Here is an 18,196-nt window from a genome sequence, read left to right as displayed (position 1 = left end):
GATCTCGAAGCGGACCAAGAAGCAGATCCACCTCGGCGCGCATTTCCCTGGCGTCAACAACACCACCGTCTGGACCGACCCGGCGTCGAAGAGCCAGATCGAATTCGATTCGTTCGTCCACCTGGCCGAGTCCGCAGAGCGTGGGCTGTTCGACTTCTTCTTCCTCGCCGAAGGTCTCCGATTACGCGAGCATCGCAACAAGATTCACGATCTCGACGTTGTCGGCCGCCCGGACACGCTCACGGTGTTGAACGCGTTGGCATCGGTGACGACGAAGCTCGGACTCGCCGGGACGATCAACACCACGTTCAACGAGCCCTTCGAGCTCGCCAAGCAGTTCTCTTCGCTGGACCACCTGTCCGACGGGCGCGCAGCGTGGAACATGGTGACCTCGTCCGACGCGTTCACCGGAGAGAACTTCCGACGCGGTGGCTACCTCGACCGGGCCGACCGCTACGTGCGAGCGAACGAGATCATCGACGTCGCCCGAGAGTTCTGGGATTCGTGGCAGTCCGATGCGTTCGTCGTCGATCGGGATCGAGGTGTGTTCGGCCGAGAATCCGAGATCCGCACGGTCTCGCATTCGGGTCCGCAATTCGATGTGACGGGCCGCTTCACGTTGCCGCGCAGTCCGCAGGGACACCCGGTGTTGTTGCAGGCCGGCGATTCCGACGAAGGTCGTGAGTTCGGTGCGGCCAAGGCGGATGCGATCTTCACCATCCACGGATCGCTGGAGGACGGGCAGAAATTCTACACCGACGTCAAGGGAAGGTTGGCCAAGTACGGCCGCGAGCACGCCGACCTGAAGGTGCTGCCCGCCGCGACGTTCGTCCTCGGGGACTCGGCCCAGGATGCAGCCGAGAAGGCCGACCATATTCGGCACCAGCAGGTCAGCGGCAAGACTGCCATCTCGTTTCTGGAGCAGGTGTGGGGACGAGACCTGTCCGAGTTCGACCCGGACGGGCCACTGCCCGACGTCGAGCCGAGCGGTGACGTGAGCATCACCCGTGGTCGCGCTCGCCACGGTGACCCGAGAACCCTTGCGCAGCAGTACCGTGAGCGTGCCGAGGCCGAGAACCTGAGCATCCGGGAGCTCATCATCGCGGTGACGACCCGGCAGCAGTTCGTCGGAACGCCGGCACAGGTAGCTGAGGACATCGACAGCTACGTCCAGAACGATGCGTGCGACGGGTTCATCCTCGTCCCGCACATCACACCGGCCGGGCTCGACGAGTTCGTCGACAAAGTCGTCCCACAACTGCAGGATCGCGGTAGTTTCCGTACCGAGTACACCGGGAACACGCTGCGTGATCACCTCGGTCTGCGTCACCCGTACCAACAGCGTGAAGGAGTGCGAGCATCGTGAGTGAATTCGAGCAGGACTGGAAGCAGTGGCACGCGGACCGGGAAGCGTCCTACGGCGATCCATTGGGGTGGTTGTCGCTGACCGGATTGTATTGGCTCACCGACGAGTTCGAGATCGTTGCCGATCTGCCCGGCCGATGGCGGGCCGACTCGGACTCGGTGACCGTCGAGGGAGTGGACGGGGTGACGACTCTGAATCCGGTGGAGGGTGCGCCCGGGATCCTCGTCGACGACGGTGAACGCCGTATCGAGGTCATCCGCCGCACCGGCGCGGTGGCGCTACGGGTCCACGATCCTAAAGCCTCGACCCTGCAGTCCTACAACGGAATACCGGCCTTCGAGCCCAGTGAGGAGTTCGTGGCCCGCGCCACGTTCACGCCCTACGACGCCCCGGTCACCGTGACGACAGGTGCCGTGGTCGAGGGTCTCGAACACCACCACACTGCGGTGGGCACCCTCGATTTCGAGCTGGCCGGTGCAGCCCAGCAGTTGGTTGCGTTCGGCGGCAACGACACTGGTCTGAAGGTTCTGTTCACCGATGCCACGAGCGGGGTCACCACGTACCCGGCAGCGCGGATCCTTGCTGTGGCGGAACCCGAGGGTGGCTCCGTGGCACTCGATTTCAACCGAGCGGCGAACCTGCCGTGCGCGTTCACCGACTACGCGACGTGCCCGGTCGCGCCGGCGGAGAACCGGCTGACGGTGGCTGTCGAAGCAGGGGAGAAGACGCCCGGATGACGCGCGTGCCGCTGTCCGTTCTCGACCTGGCACCGATCAGCGCTGGGTCGAGCACTGCTCAGGCGCTCCGAAATTCGCTCGATCTGGCACGACAGGCCGAAGAGTGGGGCTACGAGCGCTACTGGGTTGCCGAGCATCACTTCGTCGCTGCGGCCAGTTCTGCGCCTGCCGTACTGGTGGGTTTGATTGCGGCTGCCACCAACCGCATTCGTGTCGGATCGGCTGCGGTCCAGCTCGGTTTCACGACAGCTGCTGCCGTGGTGGAGTCCTTCGGAACGGTGGACGCGCTGTATCCGGGTCGTATCGATCTTGGTGTGGGTCGATCCGGGCAGCGCAGAGCAGCAGCCCTGACCGGTGCACAGCGGGCTGCGCCCGAGCACGCGGTGTCATCGGAACCCGGTGGACTGTTCCCAGTGGCGCCCGCTGCGGCGACCCCGCGAAAAACCTCGCTGCTGGCTGCGTCTCTGGCTGCGCTGCAGCAGCCACACGCTGAGGTCCCGGAATTCGTCGATCAACTCGACGACCTTGTTGCGCTGCTTGCCGGTAGCTACGAGCGCGACGGGGTGCCGTTGACGGCACGTCCGGGTGCCGGGGCCGATGTGGCGCTATGGCTGTTCGGCAGCAGCGCTGGGCCGACTGCCCGTGAGGCCGGTGCCCGCGGTCTGCCGTTCGCGGCGAGTTATCACTTCAGCCCGGGGACGACTCTCGAGGCGATCGACGAGTATCGCCGTGCTTTCGTGCCGTCGGCCCGGTTGTCCTCGCCGTACGTGGCGGTGTCGGCCGATGTGGTTGTTGCAGAATCGGATTCGCGCGCCCGAGAGCTTGCAGCGTCCTTCCCGCAGTGGGTGCACAGCATTCGCAGCGGTCGAGGTGCGATCGAGTATCCGGATCCGAACAATGTGGCACCTCTGACCGACGAGGAGTACCAGCGCGTAGCGGATCGGGTGGACACCCAGATCGTCGGGTCTGCGGCGACGGTCGCGGTGAAGCTCGACGCCCTGCAGGAAGCGACCGATGCGGACGAACTTGTGCTCACCTCGGTCACATACGACCATGCGGACCGGCTGCGCTCGTACGAATTGCTCGGTAGGGAATGGGGACTGCCGCGCCTGCGGATCTGAGCGGAACATTTGCGTCGTGGTGACCGTTGTACCGCGCATGACACGAGTTGCAGTTGCAGCGTCCTACGGTGGACCGGACGTCATCGAGATCGTCGAACGAGAGCTGCCTGAACCGTCCGAGGGCCAGGTTCTGGTCGAGGTCAAGGCGATCGGCGTCAACCCCTTCGACTACAAGAGCTACAGCGGTGCCTTCGGTACCGACGGGTCGAAGCTTCCGATTGCGTTGGGCAGCGAGGCGTCGGGCATCGTGGTGGCGGTCGGAGGAACCGTCGAGGGCCCGGTCGGTCCTGTCGCCGTCGGCGACGCGGTGGTTGTCTCCGGCCAGAACGGTACGTACGCCGAGCGAATTCTGGTTCCCGCGCGGTTCGTGTTTCCGAAGCCGGAAGCCCTGGACTGGAACGTTGCTGCGGGTGTACTCGCCGTGGCTGGAACTGCCTACGACGCACTGGTATCCGTCGGTGTCGAGAGCGGAGACACCGTTCTCGTGCACGGGGCGGCGGGCGGCGTCGGGTCCGTGGTGGCTCAGCTCGCTCTGGAGCGCGGGGCCACCGTCATCGGGACTGCGCGCCACCAGAACCACGACGCGCTCCGGTCCTACGGTGTCGAGCCCGTCGAATACGGCGACGGACTGATCGACCGGGTACGAGCAGCCGCACCGAATGGGGTGGATGCGGCAATCGACACGGTGGGCACCGACGAGGCCGTCGACGTCTCTCTCGAATTACTGACGGACAGAGCGAGATTGGTCAGCACGGCCGCCTTCGGGCGAGCTTCGGCAGACGGGTTCCTCACCGTCGGTGGGCCGGTGAGTATGGAGCGTCGACGCCTCGCATCCCCGGTGCTGCTGGAGCAGGCGGGTGCAGGCGTATTCGAGGTCACGGTTGCCAAGACGTTTCCCCTCGCCGATGCGGCGAGAGCACACGCCGAGCTGCAGTCGGCGCACCCGCGCGGCAAGTTCGTCCTGATTCCTTGACGAGAACCCCGGGCGCAGAACGCTTCACGAGCTCGTACTCGGACCGATGAACTCCTCGGTCACTCTCTGCGCGATGCCGTCGGGATAGGGGCCGGGGAGGATGAGAACGACATGATCGAATCCGGCGGCCACCGCGTCGCCGATGTCGTTTCTCAACCTCTCGGGTTCTTCGAACGACACCCCGAGAGCGATCGATCGGGTGATCGCCCCTGGATCGCGCCCGATCTCGGCGCAGTACCGGTCGAGTAGTCTGCCTCTGTCCAGTGCGTCGGCCAGGTCCCCACCGGGAATGTTCCATACGTCGGCGTGTTCGGCGACGAGGCGCAGCACTCCTGCGGCCCGGCCGCCGATCACGATCGGCGGGCCCGGTCGCTGAATCGGTTTCGGATTCTGGAACGCCCCGACGAGGTCGACGTGGCTGCCGTGAAAGTCGAAGGGTTCGCTCTCGGTCCAGAGCCTACGAATCACCGTGAGCGATTCACCCAGTCGCGCAACAGCGTTCGCAGCGTCGCTGTAGGGCAGCCCGCTCCCGTCGTACTCCCGTCTCGCCATCGGCACGCTCGGCCGTGATCCGGCACCGATGCCGAAGTCCAGCCGCCCGTCCGAGACCGTGTCGACCGTGACGGCGATCTTCGCGAGAATCGCGGGCGGACGGATCCGATTGCTGGTGACCATGATTCCGAGTCTGATCCGCTGGGTCTGCGCGGCCAATGCGGACAGCATGGTCCAGCCTTCGAAGATCGGGCCGTCGAGGTCACCGCCGATGGGCATGAGGTGATCGAACAGCCACGCGTGCTCGATTTCCGGAATGCCGTCTGCCTCGCGCCACACCCGGAGCAGGTCGGCGTAGGAGATGTTCTGGGGAGGGGTCATGATCCCGTAGCTGACCATGTCAGCGTCTCCGCAGGGAGGCGTCGAGCAGTGCCGGCGGGGTGTCGAACTTGTCGTCCGGCGCGAGATCGACTCCCGGAGCTACGATCTCGTCGATCCTGTCGAGGACATCGGCCGGGAGGACGGTGTCGGCGGCAGCGAGCTGCGAGTGTAGGTGCTCGACGGTACGCGGCCCGACGATCGCGCTGGTGACTCCCGGATGAGCCGTCACGAAACCGAGTGCGAGTTGGATCAGTGTCAGTCCGGCTTCGTCGGCAACACCGACCAGTTTCTCGACGGCGTCGAGTTTGGCCCGTCCCGTGGGAGTGTCCGTGCCGAATCGCTCGGGCATCATCGCCGCGCGGTTGGTGGTTGTCTCTCGCCCGGCCCGGATGGCTCCGGAGAGGAAGCCGCCCGCCAGGGGACTCCACGCGAGAACGCCCATTCCGTACTCCTGCGCGACCGGAAGGACGTGGGATTCGATGCCGCGCTGCAGGATCGAGTACGGCGGCTGCTCGGTGACGAACCGCCCTAGACGGTGCTCCCGTGCGGTCCACTGCGCCTGCACGATTCGGTAAGCCGGATAGGTGGAGGAGCCGAAGTATCGAATCTTCCCGGCACGCTGCAGATCTGTCAGCGCCGAGAGGGTTTCCTCGTCGCTCGTGGTGGGGTCCCAGCGGTGTATCTGGTAGAGGTCGACGTGATCGGTACCGAGTCGGCGCAGGCTGTTCTCCAGTTCGGTGACGATCCAGCGGCGGGAGCTGCCCTGATGATTGCGTTCGTCGCCCATGGGGTTGAACACTTTGGTGGCCAGCACGATGTTCTCGCGCCGACCTTCGATCGCCTTGCCGACCATTTCCTCGGATTGTCCCTGGCTGTACATGTCCGCGGTGTCGATGAGGTTGATACCGCCCTCGAGTGCGGCGTCGACGATCGCGGTTGCCTCGTCTTGCGTGGTGCGTCCGATGGCACCGAAGTTCATCGCGCCGAGCGAGAGAGTGCTGACCTGGACGCCGGTGCGTCCCAGTGTGCGGTACTGCATGGGGATCTCCTTGTGGCCTCTGGAGGGGTTACTCTGCGAGTAAGCGGAACAACGTTCCGTAAACAAACATACGGAACGTTGTTCCGTTTGTCGATGGCTGGAGGAACAGTGACCGAGGCCGAAGCCGAGCAGCCCAGAAAGCGGGCGGATGCGAGGCGCAACGAAGCGACCCTGCTCGACGCGGCGGCGGCTGCGTTCGTCGAGTCGGGAGTAGAAGTGCCGGTGCGCGATATCGCCAGGCGGGCCGGCGTCGGCGTGGGAACCATCTACCGGCACTTCCCGACGCGGGGCGACCTCGTCGTCGCCGTCTTCCGACATCAGGTGGAGGCCTGCGCCGTCGCCGGTCAGGAGCTTCTCGCCGGCCGCGAATCACCGCACGCGGCGTTGGTGCTCTGGATCGATCGGTTCGTCGACTTCCTGGTCACCAAACACGGTCTGGCCGAGGCCATGCAGTCGGACAGCGCCGGATTCGAGACCTTGCACAGCTACTTCCTGAACCGGCTGGTTCCGGTGTGCGAGTCGTTGCTCGACGCCGCTGCGGACTCGGGGGAGATCGCCCCGGGGCAGACCGCATTGGAGTTGATGCGGGCGGTCGGCAACCTGTGCATCGGTGCCACGGACAGCCGCTACGACCCGCGCAAGATGGCGCGGGTGCTGATCGCCGGACTGCGCATCGCGCCGTGATCCGGTCCGTTGTTCGGCCGACCGACGGTTCAGCGGCTGTGCCGCAGTAGTTCTGCCGCGAGCTGGTCGTTGTGTCGGAAGAACCCGGCGTTGGTCCTCGGCCGCGGAAAGGCACTCGACCACGTGTGTCCGGCGACCCACGGACCCACCGCGTAGCGGTTCTCGGCAACCTCTCCCGACGCGGTTATCAATCGAGAGCGCCCGTCGACTGCTACTTTCGCTGCGCTGTGCTCGGTGGCGCGGATGTCGGTGATCTCGCCGCGCGCATGGAGGGTGCGGAGCAATTCGTCACCGGCGGCGGCGATCGATGCGACGGGTAAGCGCGCGTCGATCAGAGTGTCGGCGTGCACCACCACATCGTGTGCAGAGCTACGGGCGACGAACGACCCGTTCTCCGGGGAGAAGGTGACATCGGGGCCGAGGAAGTGAACGATGTTCGCCCGGCTGAGGGCCAGGAGTTGTTCGAGCCGTTCCGGTGGCGGACCGCTCGCGACGAAACTGAAGAACGAGTGCAGCCACCCTTCCACATCGCCTGCGACCGACTGCGCCGGAATACGCCCGCGTCGCAACAACTCTCCGATGGTCATGTACACCGAGAGCAGCGCCGAGAAGACGGCGGCATCCGAGCTGTAGTAGGGATCTGCTCGACGACGAAGGTCCGTCTCGATGTAGGTCTGCAGCTCGGTACCTACCTCGTCGAGTCCCTCGAAACGCCGTCCGGCAAAGGGTTTGTCGAGCCGTGCCAGATCGATGCGGTCCTCGTCCTTCGGAACGAATTGCTCCACGAAGACGGTGAGTTCTGGGGATTTCCAGATGATTTCACTGAATCCGACCTCGAACTCCGGCCAGGAGCCGACTGTTCGCTCGGGGTGGGCCGTGAACAACTCGTAGTAATGAGCCCAGGCCAGTTCTTTGGATGCGAGCGGCCAGATTTCGTCGCGGAAGTGCAGAGGGCCGTGGCCGGGGAAGGCGTCGGCGGTGAAAAACCTCGGGAGGGGCGGGCGCGCCGCGGCGATGTCGTAGGAGATCTTCGCGTGGTACGGAACTCCGCGCCGCGAACCCGCATAGAGAATCGGTTCGCGGCCGGAGGCGGTGTACTCGAGCACGCCGTCCGCGTTGCGGGCGAACGATCCACCGCGAGTTTCCGCGAGCAACACCATCCAGTCGATGAATGCCAATCCGAGCCCGGCAATCAGCACCGGTTCTCCCGCAGGCACTCGGCTGGGATCCAGATCTGCGGTGTATCCGGGGCCGATGTACGTCAGCCCATGGGTTCGGGAGAACTCATCGAGCTGTGATTCACGGTGCGATGCAAGCGCATCCGGATGTCCCTGGGCCAAGAGCACGGCATCGGTGCGGATGGTCGATCCGTCGTCGAGTAGCAGTACCTGGTCGGCGGTCAGGTCCGTCACCCGTGCTCGATGAACGTGAACGTGCGTGTCGGTGTCGGCAACGGCGTGCTCGAACACCCAGCTGAGGTAGCGACTCTGTAGAGTCCGCGACGCGAAGGAATGCGGACCGAAATCGCGCAGTTCGTCCCGCAATTCGGGGTCCTGGCGCAGGGTGTGGGCATGTTCCAGAACCCACTGCGCCAGCGTCGGACCGGGGCGGATCGGACCGTCGACGACGGTGGTGTCGTCGGTGAACATGGTGACGTCGGCGGCCACCGAATTCATCCACAGCAGCGGTGGTTGACTGCTACGCCAGATGCGACCGGCCCCCGGAGGGAACGGATCGACGACGTGGATGTGCAGCTCCGCATCGGACCGGCGCGCCAGCAGTCGTTCGAGTACGCCGGTGCCGCGCGGACCCGCACCCACAATGGCGATAGTGAACGATTTCACCGGCGGCCCTCCATCTGACACTGTCCCACTACGAGAAGTATGCACACGCCGAAAGTCGTTGCTGCAGGGGCAAAAAATCACGGTGAGCGAATGTCTTGCGTCCTGGCGGTCGGCTACTCTTGCTTCATGAACTCGTCCGCGGACCACTTGGTCGAGCAGTACCTCGATGCACTTCGACGGGCCGACGTCGATGCGGTCCTGACTCTGTTCGCACCCGGTGCGGTTGTGCACTCGCCGCTGTACGGACCGACGCCCGCATCCGACTTCTATCGCGCGCTTTTCGCGGACACCTCGGGTGCGACGCTGACCTCGAAGGGCGTCGCCGAAGGTCGTACGTCCGAAGGCGCTCGACTCGTCACGTTCTGGTTTCATTTCGACTGGAGACTGCCCTCGGGTGTGGCGGCCCCGTTCGACGTGGTCGACGTCGCCGAACTCGACGAGGACGGACGCATTTCTGCACTGTCCATCGTCTATGACACCGTGGATGTGCGGCCGGTCTTCGAGCGTGAAACCGGGTCCTCGTGGAGGTCGACGTAGGTCGCACGACCTGATCGGTGACAGTAGAGAGGTGGTCCGGGCCCGCGAGAGCGGTGACCTCGTGCTGACACTGCGCGTCTACGTACCGGCATCTACGTCCTTCGAATCAGCGTGATCGCAACGGGTGTGCTCTACAGCTGATGAACCTAGGGTCCACGTATGACCTGGCTGAAAGCACTGGCAGCGGCGTTGATCGATCGACTCGGAGCTCACCCTGCCTGCACCGCCGCGGCGCTGGACTTCGGAACTCGTGGTTGAGCCGTCCGGTGAAGATCGTCGGTACAGGAAGCAGTAACACGATGAGCGCGAAGGGCTGAACCGAGGATGACCGAGACGTTGTACTTCGCCGTCGAACTCGACGGGTTCGACGAGACACCCGCGCTCCTGAAGCAGAACGTCGCCGACGCCGAACGCGCCGGCTTCACCCTCGTCACCTTCGGTGATTCGCTGGTCTCCTCACGCGAGCGCCTCGATGCAGGTACTCGTGCGGCATTCGTCGCCTCCACCACGTCCACCCTCGGCCTGGCTCCCACGGTCCACACTCTGACGACCGAACCGTTCTTTCTCGCAACACAACTCGCGAGTGTGGACCACGCCTCGCACGGCCGCGGGGCCTGGGTGGTCGGTGTCGACAACAGCGCGGACACTCACGCGGCTGTCGGATCCGAGGTCCGCTCCGAGACCACCGCCGAAGTGCGGGACGTCATCGACGTGGCGCGGCGGCTGTGGGATTCGTGGGAAGACGACGCCGTCGTTCGAGACGCGGAGTCCGGCCGGTATCTCGATCCCGCTCGCGTGCATCACGTGCGCTTCGAGGGCGAATTCTTCGACGTCGTAGGGCCACTGATCACTCCTCGTCCGCCGCAGGGGCAGGTCGTCGTCATCGGCGACGCCGACCTGGGAGTCACCGATCTGCTCGATGTCGCACTCGTACGCGGGGACGGCATCGGCGAGCAGGCCGACGCCGCTCGCCGCGACGGAGCCGCGCTGGTGTTCGCCGATATCGACCACCTGTCGAAGGCCGAGGCCCTCGCCGGTGTCGTCGACGGCGTCCGGCTGCACCTCGGTGGTGCGGCGTTGAAAGAGCTTGCCGTTCCGGCACATCTGATTCGTCGACCGACGCCGGGACTGTCGCTGCGGGAGAACCTGGGGTTGCCGCGTCCGGTCAGCCGCTACGCCGCGGCTGCGCACGAGTAGAGAAGAGCTGTCATGGGCATCATCGACCATCATCCGGACACCGGCGCACCGTTCGACCAGAACGCGCAGATTCATCTGGGCGTGTTCTATCCAGGGATAGGCGCGCAGACGGTCTGGGAGGATCCGAACGCCCCCGATCAAGTGGCCACCGACACGTTCGTCGAAGTCGCCGGCACACTCGAACGCGGTTTGTTCGACGCGTTCTTCCTCGGGGACGGTCAACGTATCCGAGAAAACCGTGGCGACATTCTCTCCACCGACATCGCCGGCAGGCCCGACGCCATCACGCAACTGGCGGCTCTGGCGTCGGTGACCGAGCGCATCGGACTTGTCGCGACCCAGAACACCACGTACAGCATCCCGGTGGAGTTGGCTCGTCGGTTGGCCACCCTGGACGCGCTGTCGGACGGGCGCGCCGGATGGAACATCGTCACCACCGACAACGCCTGGACGGGTGAAAACTTCAGGCGCGGAGGGTGGTTGGAGCACGAACGCCGTTACGAGCGCGCCACCCAGGTGGTCGAACTGGCGAAGCAGTATTGGGCAGGTTCTCCTGTGGAGTTCCACACCGATCTGCTCGAAACGGTTGCGGCACCCAACGTTCGGTCCAGTGTGCAAGGTAGGCCGGTGCTGTTCCAGGCCGGCGATTCGCCGGGAGGACGGGACCTCGCAGCCCGGCACGCCGACGTCGTCTTCTCGGCCAACAACGCCTACGACGCAGCGGTGGCCTACGCCAAAGATCTACGTGCCCGGACGGTTGCCTACGGCCGACCGGCCGATGCCGTGAAGATCTTGCCCGGGGTGACCGTCGTACTCGGCGATACCGAAGCCGAGGCCGAAGAAAAGGTGCGGTGGCTTCGATCCAACGCGCACAACGGTGTTCGAGCCATCGCCTTTCTCGAGCACTATTGGGGCAAGGACCTCTCGGCGTACGACCCGGAGGGCCCACTACCCGACATCGATCCGGTGGACGCCGAGCTGGATCCGTCACGCGGCACGCTGTCCATCGACGCTCGGACCGGCAAACTGACTCAGATCGCGCAATGGCGAGCCCTCTCGGAAGAGAAAGGGCTGTCCATCCGAGAGTTGGTGCTCGAAGTGTCGCCGGCGTCGCGCTTCCACTCGGGAACCCCTGCGGCAGTGGCAGACCACTGGGCAGACCTCGTGCGTCACCGTGTGGTCGACGGCTTCAACATCAACCCGTACCACTTGCGTGACGCCATCGGCGATCTGGTCGACAAATTGGTCCCGGCATTGCAGGAGCGAGGGGTGTTCCGTACCGAATACACCTCGACGACGTTGCGGGGACACCTGGGCCTCGACGGTGACGCTGCTTCCGACCGTGCACGGGCGTCGTAGCGGGCTGGGCACATCCCCATCTAACGATCAGGTCTCGGGTGAGGTCGTACGAGGTGTTCGACGCTCTACCATGGGCCTATGACTGCTGACCCGACCACGCCTGCACCGTCGAACAGCTCGGCGAATTGGAAGCGGCGCGGCATCCTGCTCGGTGCCGGCGTCGTTCTTCTGTTGATCGCTTACTTCGTTCTGGCGGCGTTCCTGCCGCGGTGGTGGAGCCTGCGCGTCGAAAGCCTGGCGGATCGCACGTTCACCAAGGGAATTCTGTGGGGCCTGCTGTTCGGAATCGTCTGCACGTTCGCGCCACTGATGTTCTTCTGGAGTGCGTGGTCGGTCCGAAAGGGTAGGGCGGGAAAGCAGTTGGCGATCGGATCGGTGATTCTCGCAGTCGTCACCGCCATCCCGAACCTGCTGACTCTGACCATCGTTCTGGGTACCAGCAATGCCGCCCACGCCGGCGAACGCACCCTCGATACCAGCGCACCCGGCTTCCGCGGCGCGACGGCACTGGGCGCGATCATCGCGGTGGTTCTGGTCGCGTTGCTCGTGTTCGTGGTGGTACGTCGGAACCGTCGACGTCGAACAGCAGCACTGACGCGATAGTCGTGTAACTGATCTCAGGCGCTGCGCAGCACCGACGGCTCGGTGATGACGCGAATCCCGGGCTCGGGGTCGAATCGGTAGCCGGTGCCGCGGACCGTCGTGATCAGTCGGCCGTACTGCCCGAGTTTGGTTCGCACCCTGGAGAGATGGACGTCGACACTGCGGCCGCCGTTCGAGTCACTCAGCTCGGATCTGTTCACCACGACACGAGGATGCTGGGCGAGATAGGCGAAGATCTCGAACTCGGTGTGGCTGAACCGAACGCTCTTGCCGGCGAGAACCACATCGCGCGCGGGTAGGTCGATGACGAGGGGAGCGTTGAGTTCGTTCACCCGGACGTCGAAACGCGTCAGGATCTTGGCATGTGGTGCATAGCTTTTGGCGGCGACGCGGAGAGCATCGGCGAGGGCGTGCAATTGCGGTCGGGTCAATCCCTGCAAGGATGACGTCCCGGAATCGGAGATGCGAAGAACGACGGTCGCTTCGGTGCTCATGGCTGTGGCTCCTGTGACAAGTGTCGACTGTGACAAGTGCTGTCGACGGTGGGGAGGTCGGATGGTCAGCGTGGGCAGCGACAGTTCGTGTTCACGCTGTCACAGTGCACGACGACGACTGGCCGCACCAGCGATAAACTCACCGTGATTGCAGCGGTTGACGGCGGCCCGTAACGCGTGGTCCGATCGAGCGTGACCGATGTAGCGCAGTCCCGAACAGACCTCGTCACCCGCGCCGTCGACTGGAACCACCCCGACGCCGAATCGCTCCGTGCCGCAATGGCATCGGAGGTGGGTCCCCGATACGCGGACCGAGCGGCCTTGATGGCGAAGACGCAGGCCAATGCCGTGAACGAAGGCGACGTGCATCGCACGTTCGTCGTCTATCGGTGCGATGCGCAGAACGTCGAGCAGGCCGTCGGGCATGCCGCTCTGCGGTGGAACGGCCCCGACCTCGAACTGAAGAGAATGTTCGTTCATCCTGATCACCGTGGGTCGGGAGTCTCCACCGCGCTGCTGCAGGCGTCCGAGAATGCGGCCCGCGACCAGGGATTGCGGCGTTTGATTCTGCAGACCGGTGATCGTCAGCCCGACGCGGTGCGGCTGTACGAGAAGAGCGGCTACACCCGCATCCCGGTGTTTTCGCCGTACGAACTGCTGCCGTTCTCCAACACTTTCGAGAAGCGTTTGTGACTCCTTACCGACGCAGAATCACGAACGTAGGGTCATGATTTCGGCCCCGCTGTCGGTGATGACGACGGTGTGCTCGCTGTGCGCGGTGCGGCAACCGGTGGTGCTACGCAACGTCCACCCGTCGGGGTCGGTGACCAGCTCATCGGTATCCGCCATCACCCAGGGCTCGAGTGCCAACATCAGGCCGGGGCGAAGGCCGTAGCCGCGACCGGGCCTGCCGGTATTGGATACGTGCGGATCCTGATGCATCGTCGATCCGATTCCGTGACCACCGAACTGAACGTTGATGGGATAGCCGGCTTCACGAAGAACCGTCCCGATGGCGTGGGAGATATCGCCGATCTTGTTGCCCGGACGTGCCGCGGCGATACCCGCGGCCAACGCTCGTTCGGTGGCATCGATCATCGCCAGGCTCTCTGCCGGCTTGTTCTCGCCGACGACGAAACTGATGGCCGAGTCCGATGCCACGCCGCCGAGGATCACGGCAAGATCGAGGGTCAGCAGATCGCCGTCGGCCAGGTTGTAGTCGTGCGGCAAACCGTGCAGCACAGCGTCGTTGACCGACGTGCAGATGTAGTGGCCGAAGGGTCCGCGCCCGAAGGACGGCGCGTAATCGACGTAGCACGACGTCGCCCCCGCCCCGAGGATGATGTCCTTGGACCATTCGTCGATCTCGAGCAGATTGGTGCCGACGGTCGCGCGTTCGCGGACGGTCTCGAGAATTTCGGCGACGAGTGCACCGGTTTCACGGGCAAGGGGAAGCTTGCTCGGGGGCAGGATTTCGATCACGGAATGCCTTTCGGTTCGATGCGAATAACTATACCGGTATAAGTATTGGTGACGGAGTGGGTCGTGAGCAACTGACCGAGCCCGACATGGGACGCTGACCGACGTGTCTGTTCACCCTCTCGACGATCCCATTCGTACCTCCCTCGGGGGTCCGCTGTCGCGGTTTGCGATCACGCGCGGCCGAGTGATTCGCGCTGATCCCCAGGTCTCGCCTTTTCTGGCGCATCCCGACGTTCTGCAGCCACGGGACTGGGACGACATCGCAGTGCTGTTCGGGCCGCGAAGCATCGTGGGATTGCGGGGGCCGGTGCTGGATGTGCCCGAGGGGTGGTCCGTGGTCGACAGCTTCGGAATCGTTCAACTCGTGGGCACCGAACTCGAGACTCGGCCGTTGGCCGAGGCGGTAGAACTGACAGCCGACGACGTGCCCGAGATGCTCGATCTCGTGCGACGCACCGAGCCGGGCCCGTTCCTTCCTCGCACCCGCGAACTCGGCACGTATCTCGGTATCCGACGGGGCGGCGCACTGATCGCGATGGCAGGGGAGCGCATGCGTCCGCCGGGGTGGACCGAGATCAGCGCAGTGTGTACCGACCCGGCTCATCGCGGACAGGGCTTGGCCACCGAGCTGGTCCGCGCGGTCGGTCACGGCATCAGGGCCCGAGGCGACGAGCCGTTCCTGCATGCCGCCGCGACGAACATCCGCGCTATCGAGCTGTACCTCTCCATCGGATTCGCGCTGCGCCAGACGTCGCAGCTGACGCTGGTGAGAACACCGGAACGAGCGGCCGACGTCTGAGGTCAGAAGGGCGGCTCCTCGTCTTCTTCGTTGGTCGATTCTGGTTCGGGGGTCGGGTTGTCTGGTGGGTCGGGGTAGGCGATGATGCCGGATCGTCTGGGTTGGGTGGGGATGTGTGGCCGGAGGTCGTTGCCGATGATGGGTACGGCTGTTCCGTTGGCTGGCAGGGTGATTCGGGTGGTCTTCGAGGTGGAGGTCCACAGGATGGCGCCGCCGGGGAGCATGACGGCGGTCCAGTAGCCTGCGGTTTTGACGCTGTGGTGGTATTCGCAGAGGCATTGGAGGTTGTTGACGGTGGTCCAGCCGCCGCCGAGGGGATTGGCGTGGTCGAACGGGTTGACGTGGTCGAGTTGGCAGCGTGTGGCGGGTCGGTGGCAGCCGGGGAAGCGGCAGTGGCGATCGCGTAGTCGGGCCGCTGCGGAGGCAAGGGAATTCCGACGCCGTTGCCGGGTGTCGGGATCGACAGTCGGGTCGGGTGGGACGTCTGTGGTGGTCGAATGAGGTTGTAGTGCAACCGAACCCGTATCCGAACGCAGCTGCGGGCTCGGACCTGCATCCTGCGCGATGCAGGCGAGGTGGAAGTCGTAGCAGGCAGCGATCTTTCGGGCCGCATGCCGATTCTCTTCCCGCGCGGCAGTGATCAACGCATCCAACGACACCACTGGTCCAGCCATTTTTCACCCCCCGGTGACCCCCAGTTCAGAACATGCGTTCGAACTGAAGAAAGAGTATCTCGACCCACCGGCAGGTTCGAGATGACGGTTGCTAGACCGTGCAGAGCAGGCCTACCGTTAACTATGCGAACAACATCCACGGTCCACTACGACGACGGTCTCGTGCGCGTGGACGACAGCGGGGTCACGTTGCGGCACTACTACTTTCCGTTCGCGATCGAGAAGTTCGTCCCCTACGGTGACATTCGCGCCGTCGACACCGCCGTGCTGGGCAACTGGAACGGACGTTGGCGACTGTGGGGCGCGTCGACAACCGACCAGTGGCTCCCGCTGGACGTCATGCGTCCGAAGAAGGACACTGCAGTGGTGCTCACCATCCGCCGCATCTCGCCGGTCTTCACCCCCGACGATCCTGAACTCGTTTCCCGACTCATTCGCGAACGCATCACCGCTCCAGCGTGACGCGCCCCGACGAGCGGTTCACCCTCGCCAGTGAACGCACCTTTCTTGCCTGGCTGAGAACCTCGCTCGGGTTGCTCGCCGGCGGGATCGCAATCGTTCACCTGGTTCCAGGATTCAGCACCGGCTGGGTTCGCACTGCACTCGGTCTGATTCTCATCGGCCTCGCGGCCGCCGCACCCGTCATCGGACTGCGGCGATGGATGCGAGTGCGCGCCGCCCTCGAGAGCGGAGCGCCCATGCCCGAGTCCCGGGACCTGTGGATCTTCGCGGTCGGCATCGGCGCAGTAGCAGTATTGGCTGCGGTGGTCACTGTTCTGGGGATCCAGTAGCACACCGCCAATCGCCACAGGTGCACAATCGAAGTACTAGACGACCAACGACAGGAGTTCGGCGTGGCGCAGGGTCTCAAGCTCGGGTACAAAGCATCGGCGGAGCAGTTCGGGCCGCGGGAGCTCGTCGAACTCGGTGTTCTCGCCGAGCAACACGGTATGGACTCCGCGACTGTCAGTGACCACTTTCAACCGTGGCGTCACGAGGGCGGCCACGCCCCGTTCTCTCTGGCCTGGATGACGGCCGTCGGCGAGCGCACGAAGACGATCCAGCTCGGGACGTCCGTTCTGACGCCGACGTTCCGCTACAACCCGTCGGTCATCGCGCAGGCGTTCGCCACGATGGGCTGCCTGTATCCCGGGCGCATCATGCTCGGAGTGGGAACCGGTGAGGCGCTCAACGAGATCGCCACCGGGTTCACCGGCGAATGGCCGGAGTTCAAGGAGCGTTTCGCACGACTGCGGGAGTCGGTTCGCTTGATGCGCGAGCTGTGGCTGGGAGATCGCGTCGATTTCGAGGGTGAGTACTACACGACCAAGGGCGCGTCGATCTACGACGTCCCGGAGGGCGGCATCCCCGTCTACATCGCGGCCGGCGGACCCGTCGTCGCGCGGTATGCGGGACGCGCGGGTGACGGTTTCATCTGCACGTCGGGCAAGGGCATGGAGCTCTACACCGACAAGCTCCTCCCGGCTGTCGAAGAGGGTGCAGGCAAGGCAGAGCGTGACGCCGGTGAGATCGACAAGATGATCGAGATCAAGATCAGTTACGACACCGATCCCGAACTGGCACTGGAGAATTGCCGTTTCTGGGCTCCGCTGTCTCTGACGCCGGAGCAGAAGCACTCCATCGACGACCCGATGGAGATGGAGAAGGCCGCCGACGAGCTGCCGATCGAGCAGGTCGCCAAGCGTTGGATCGTGGCTTCGGACCCGGACGAGGCCGTCGAGAAGGTCAAGCAGTACACCGACGCCGGCCTGAACCACCTGGTGTTCCACGCGCCCGGACACGACCAGAAGCGCTTCCTCGAGCTGTTCGAGAAGGATCTGGCACCGCGCCTGCGCAAGCTCGGCTAGTTACGTCGAAGTGCGGGGATCGGCCGAGAGTGCGAACAATCGCATGTCTCGGTCGGTCCTTGTTTCGTACTCGCCGTAGACCTCCACCATCGCGTCGAACTGTCGGTAGATGCGGGCCTTCTCGTCGTCGGTGATTCGGGTGGCTGTGACCGGTATCTTCCTGCCGCCGATAGTGACGACGGCCTTCGGATCGGCCAGAAGATTCGACGTCCATGCCGGATGGTGTTGTTGGCCGAAATTGGATCCCACGACGAAGATCCGATCACCCTCCCGGTAGTACAGCAGCGGACTCGTCCTCGGCTTACCGGATTTGCGTCCGGTGGTGGTCAACAACACCACCGGAGCAGCGATCGGTCCGAGGACGGTGAATCGGCCGTTCGACTTGGTCAACAACCAGCGGTCGACGCCTGCGAGGTTCCTGATCACCCACGAACCGGGCTTGGTCGACGCGAACTTGACGGCGGGCTTGCGGATGAACGATGTCTCGCTGCCCCAGCGAACATCCGGAAACGGTGATTCGGCCATGGCTCATGGGACAACCCGACT

At 64.5% G+C, this 18,196-nt stretch carries 21 protein-coding genes; 14 read left to right on the top strand and 7 right to left on the bottom strand.

Going from position 1 to position 18,196, the window contains the following annotated elements; genetic code table 11:
- Window position 1 precedes the first annotated feature (1 nt).
- The 4 genes from CH278_RS21725 to CH278_RS21710 are packed head-to-tail and all read left to right on the top strand — an operon-like array spanning window position 2 to window position 4,197.
- Window positions 2-1,366 carry an NtaA/DmoA family FMN-dependent monooxygenase gene (locus CH278_RS21725; RefSeq protein ID WP_094622944.1) on the top strand — a complete coding sequence of 455 codons (1,365 nt, stop codon included), beginning with the start codon at window positions 2-4 and terminating at the stop codon, window positions 1,364-1,366.
- The gene (locus CH278_RS21720; protein WP_230073368.1) at window positions 1,363-2,103 is read left to right on the top strand and encodes a DUF1684 domain-containing protein; all 741 of its coding nucleotides are present in this window, start codon (window positions 1,363-1,365) and stop codon (window positions 2,101-2,103) included. The genes CH278_RS21725 and CH278_RS21720 overlap by 4 nt, the downstream gene beginning before the upstream one ends.
- Window positions 2,100-3,224: an LLM class flavin-dependent oxidoreductase gene (locus CH278_RS21715; protein WP_032382223.1), complete on the top strand. Its 1,125-nt coding sequence runs from the start codon at window positions 2,100-2,102 to the stop codon at window positions 3,222-3,224. Before CH278_RS21720 ends, CH278_RS21715 begins: the two co-directional genes overlap by 4 nt.
- 37 nt (window positions 3,225-3,261) lie before the next feature.
- Entirely contained in the window at window positions 3,262-4,197 is a 936-nt protein-coding gene (locus CH278_RS21710) for an NADP-dependent oxidoreductase (RefSeq protein ID WP_094622795.1), read from the top strand.
- A 24-nt stretch (window positions 4,198-4,221) separates the two neighbouring features.
- Here the strand turns inward: CH278_RS21710 and CH278_RS21705 are convergent, their stop codons facing one another.
- Entirely contained in the window at window positions 4,222-5,088 is an 867-nt protein-coding gene (locus CH278_RS21705) for an LLM class flavin-dependent oxidoreductase (protein ID WP_094622794.1), read from the bottom strand.
- Between the two features lies 1 nt (window position 5,089).
- Entirely contained in the window at window positions 5,090-6,109 is a 1,020-nt protein-coding gene (locus CH278_RS21700) for an aldo/keto reductase (RefSeq protein WP_032369853.1), read from the bottom strand.
- A gap of 93 nt (window positions 6,110-6,202) precedes the next feature.
- On the opposite strand from CH278_RS21700, the gene CH278_RS21695 reads away from it, so the two are divergent.
- A complete protein-coding gene (locus tag CH278_RS21695; RefSeq protein ID WP_032386123.1) occupies window positions 6,203-6,793 on the top strand; it encodes a TetR/AcrR family transcriptional regulator in 591 nt (196 codons plus the stop codon).
- Between the two features lie 29 nt (window positions 6,794-6,822).
- Here CH278_RS21695 and CH278_RS21690 read toward each other — a convergent pair whose 3' ends face one another.
- Window positions 6,823-8,637, bottom strand: coding sequence for an FAD/NAD(P)-binding protein (locus tag CH278_RS21690; RefSeq protein WP_094622793.1), 1,815 nt, complete (start codon window positions 8,635-8,637; stop codon window positions 6,823-6,825).
- A 126-nt stretch (window positions 8,638-8,763) separates the two neighbouring features.
- On the opposite strand from CH278_RS21690, the gene CH278_RS21685 reads away from it, so the two are divergent.
- The 4 genes from CH278_RS21685 to CH278_RS21670 all read left to right on the top strand — a co-directional run bounded on the left by CH278_RS21685 (window position 8,764) and on the right by CH278_RS21670 (window position 12,333).
- On the top strand, window positions 8,764-9,174 hold the full coding sequence (locus tag CH278_RS21685; protein WP_032391261.1) for a nuclear transport factor 2 family protein: 411 nt from the start codon (window positions 8,764-8,766) through the stop codon (window positions 9,172-9,174).
- Between the two features lie 324 nt (window positions 9,175-9,498).
- Window positions 9,499-10,371, top strand: coding sequence for an LLM class flavin-dependent oxidoreductase (locus CH278_RS21680; protein ID WP_032366691.1), 873 nt, complete (start codon window positions 9,499-9,501; stop codon window positions 10,369-10,371).
- 12 nt (window positions 10,372-10,383) lie between these two features.
- A complete protein-coding gene (locus tag CH278_RS21675; RefSeq protein ID WP_094622792.1) occupies window positions 10,384-11,730 on the top strand; it encodes an LLM class flavin-dependent oxidoreductase in 1,347 nt (448 codons plus the stop codon).
- A gap of 78 nt (window positions 11,731-11,808) precedes the next feature.
- Entirely contained in the window at window positions 11,809-12,333 is a 525-nt protein-coding gene (locus CH278_RS21670) for a hypothetical protein (RefSeq protein WP_032382230.1), read from the top strand.
- Window positions 12,334-12,347: 14 nt separating this feature from the next.
- Here the strand turns inward: CH278_RS21670 and CH278_RS21665 are convergent, their stop codons facing one another.
- Window positions 12,348-12,827, bottom strand: a complete 480-nt coding sequence (locus tag CH278_RS21665; protein WP_032366689.1) for a winged helix-turn-helix domain-containing protein — start codon at window positions 12,825-12,827, stop codon at window positions 12,348-12,350.
- A 279-nt stretch (window positions 12,828-13,106) separates the two neighbouring features.
- Here CH278_RS21665 and CH278_RS21660 point away from each other — a divergent pair, with 279 nt between their 5' ends.
- Window positions 13,107-13,520 (top strand): GNAT family N-acetyltransferase, encoded by a 414-nt coding sequence (locus CH278_RS21660; protein WP_080736226.1) that lies wholly within the window; start codon window positions 13,107-13,109, stop codon window positions 13,518-13,520.
- Window positions 13,521-13,538: 18 nt separating this feature from the next.
- On the opposite strand, the gene map is transcribed toward CH278_RS21660, so the two are convergent.
- Window positions 13,539-14,309 carry a type I methionyl aminopeptidase gene (map, locus tag CH278_RS21655; RefSeq protein WP_032406526.1) on the bottom strand — a complete coding sequence of 257 codons (771 nt, stop codon included), beginning with the start codon at window positions 14,307-14,309 and terminating at the stop codon, window positions 13,539-13,541.
- A 103-nt stretch (window positions 14,310-14,412) separates the two neighbouring features.
- On the opposite strand from map, the gene CH278_RS21650 reads away from it, so the two are divergent.
- Window positions 14,413-15,108 (top strand): GNAT family N-acetyltransferase, encoded by a 696-nt coding sequence (locus CH278_RS21650; protein ID WP_094622791.1) that lies wholly within the window; start codon window positions 14,413-14,415, stop codon window positions 15,106-15,108.
- Between the two features lie 2 nt (window positions 15,109-15,110).
- Here the strand turns inward: CH278_RS21650 and CH278_RS21645 are convergent, their stop codons facing one another.
- A complete protein-coding gene (locus CH278_RS21645; protein WP_143536283.1) occupies window positions 15,111-15,782 on the bottom strand; it encodes an HNH endonuclease signature motif containing protein in 672 nt (223 codons plus the stop codon).
- Window positions 15,783-15,905: 123 nt separating this feature from the next.
- Between CH278_RS21645 and CH278_RS21640 the strand changes: the two genes are divergently transcribed.
- The 3 genes from CH278_RS21640 to fgd all read left to right on the top strand — a co-directional run bounded on the left by CH278_RS21640 (window position 15,906) and on the right by fgd (window position 17,650).
- A complete protein-coding gene (locus CH278_RS21640) occupies window positions 15,906-16,244 on the top strand; it encodes a hypothetical protein (RefSeq protein ID WP_094622789.1) in 339 nt (112 codons plus the stop codon).
- Window positions 16,241-16,573: a YidH family protein gene (locus CH278_RS21635; protein ID WP_027498497.1), complete on the top strand. Its 333-nt coding sequence runs from the start codon at window positions 16,241-16,243 to the stop codon at window positions 16,571-16,573. The genes CH278_RS21640 and CH278_RS21635 overlap by 4 nt, the downstream gene beginning before the upstream one ends.
- A gap of 63 nt (window positions 16,574-16,636) precedes the next feature.
- A complete protein-coding gene (gene fgd, locus CH278_RS21630; protein WP_027498496.1) occupies window positions 16,637-17,650 on the top strand; it encodes a glucose-6-phosphate dehydrogenase (coenzyme-F420) in 1,014 nt (337 codons plus the stop codon).
- On the opposite strand, the gene CH278_RS21625 is transcribed toward fgd, so the two are convergent.
- The gene (locus tag CH278_RS21625; RefSeq protein ID WP_094622788.1) at window positions 17,651-18,175 is read right to left on the bottom strand and encodes a nitroreductase/quinone reductase family protein; all 525 of its coding nucleotides are present in this window, start codon (window positions 18,173-18,175) and stop codon (window positions 17,651-17,653) included.
- Between the last annotated feature and the right edge of the window lie 21 nt (window positions 18,176-18,196).

The sequence above is a fragment of the Rhodococcus sp. 05-2254-5 genome (assembly GCF_002258575.1).
Classification (GTDB): Bacteria; Actinomycetota; Actinomycetes; order Mycobacteriales; family Mycobacteriaceae; genus Rhodococcoides; species Rhodococcoides fascians.
The sequence above is the reverse complement of the archived record's forward strand: the minus strand, read 5'-3'. Positions and strand labels throughout refer to the sequence as shown.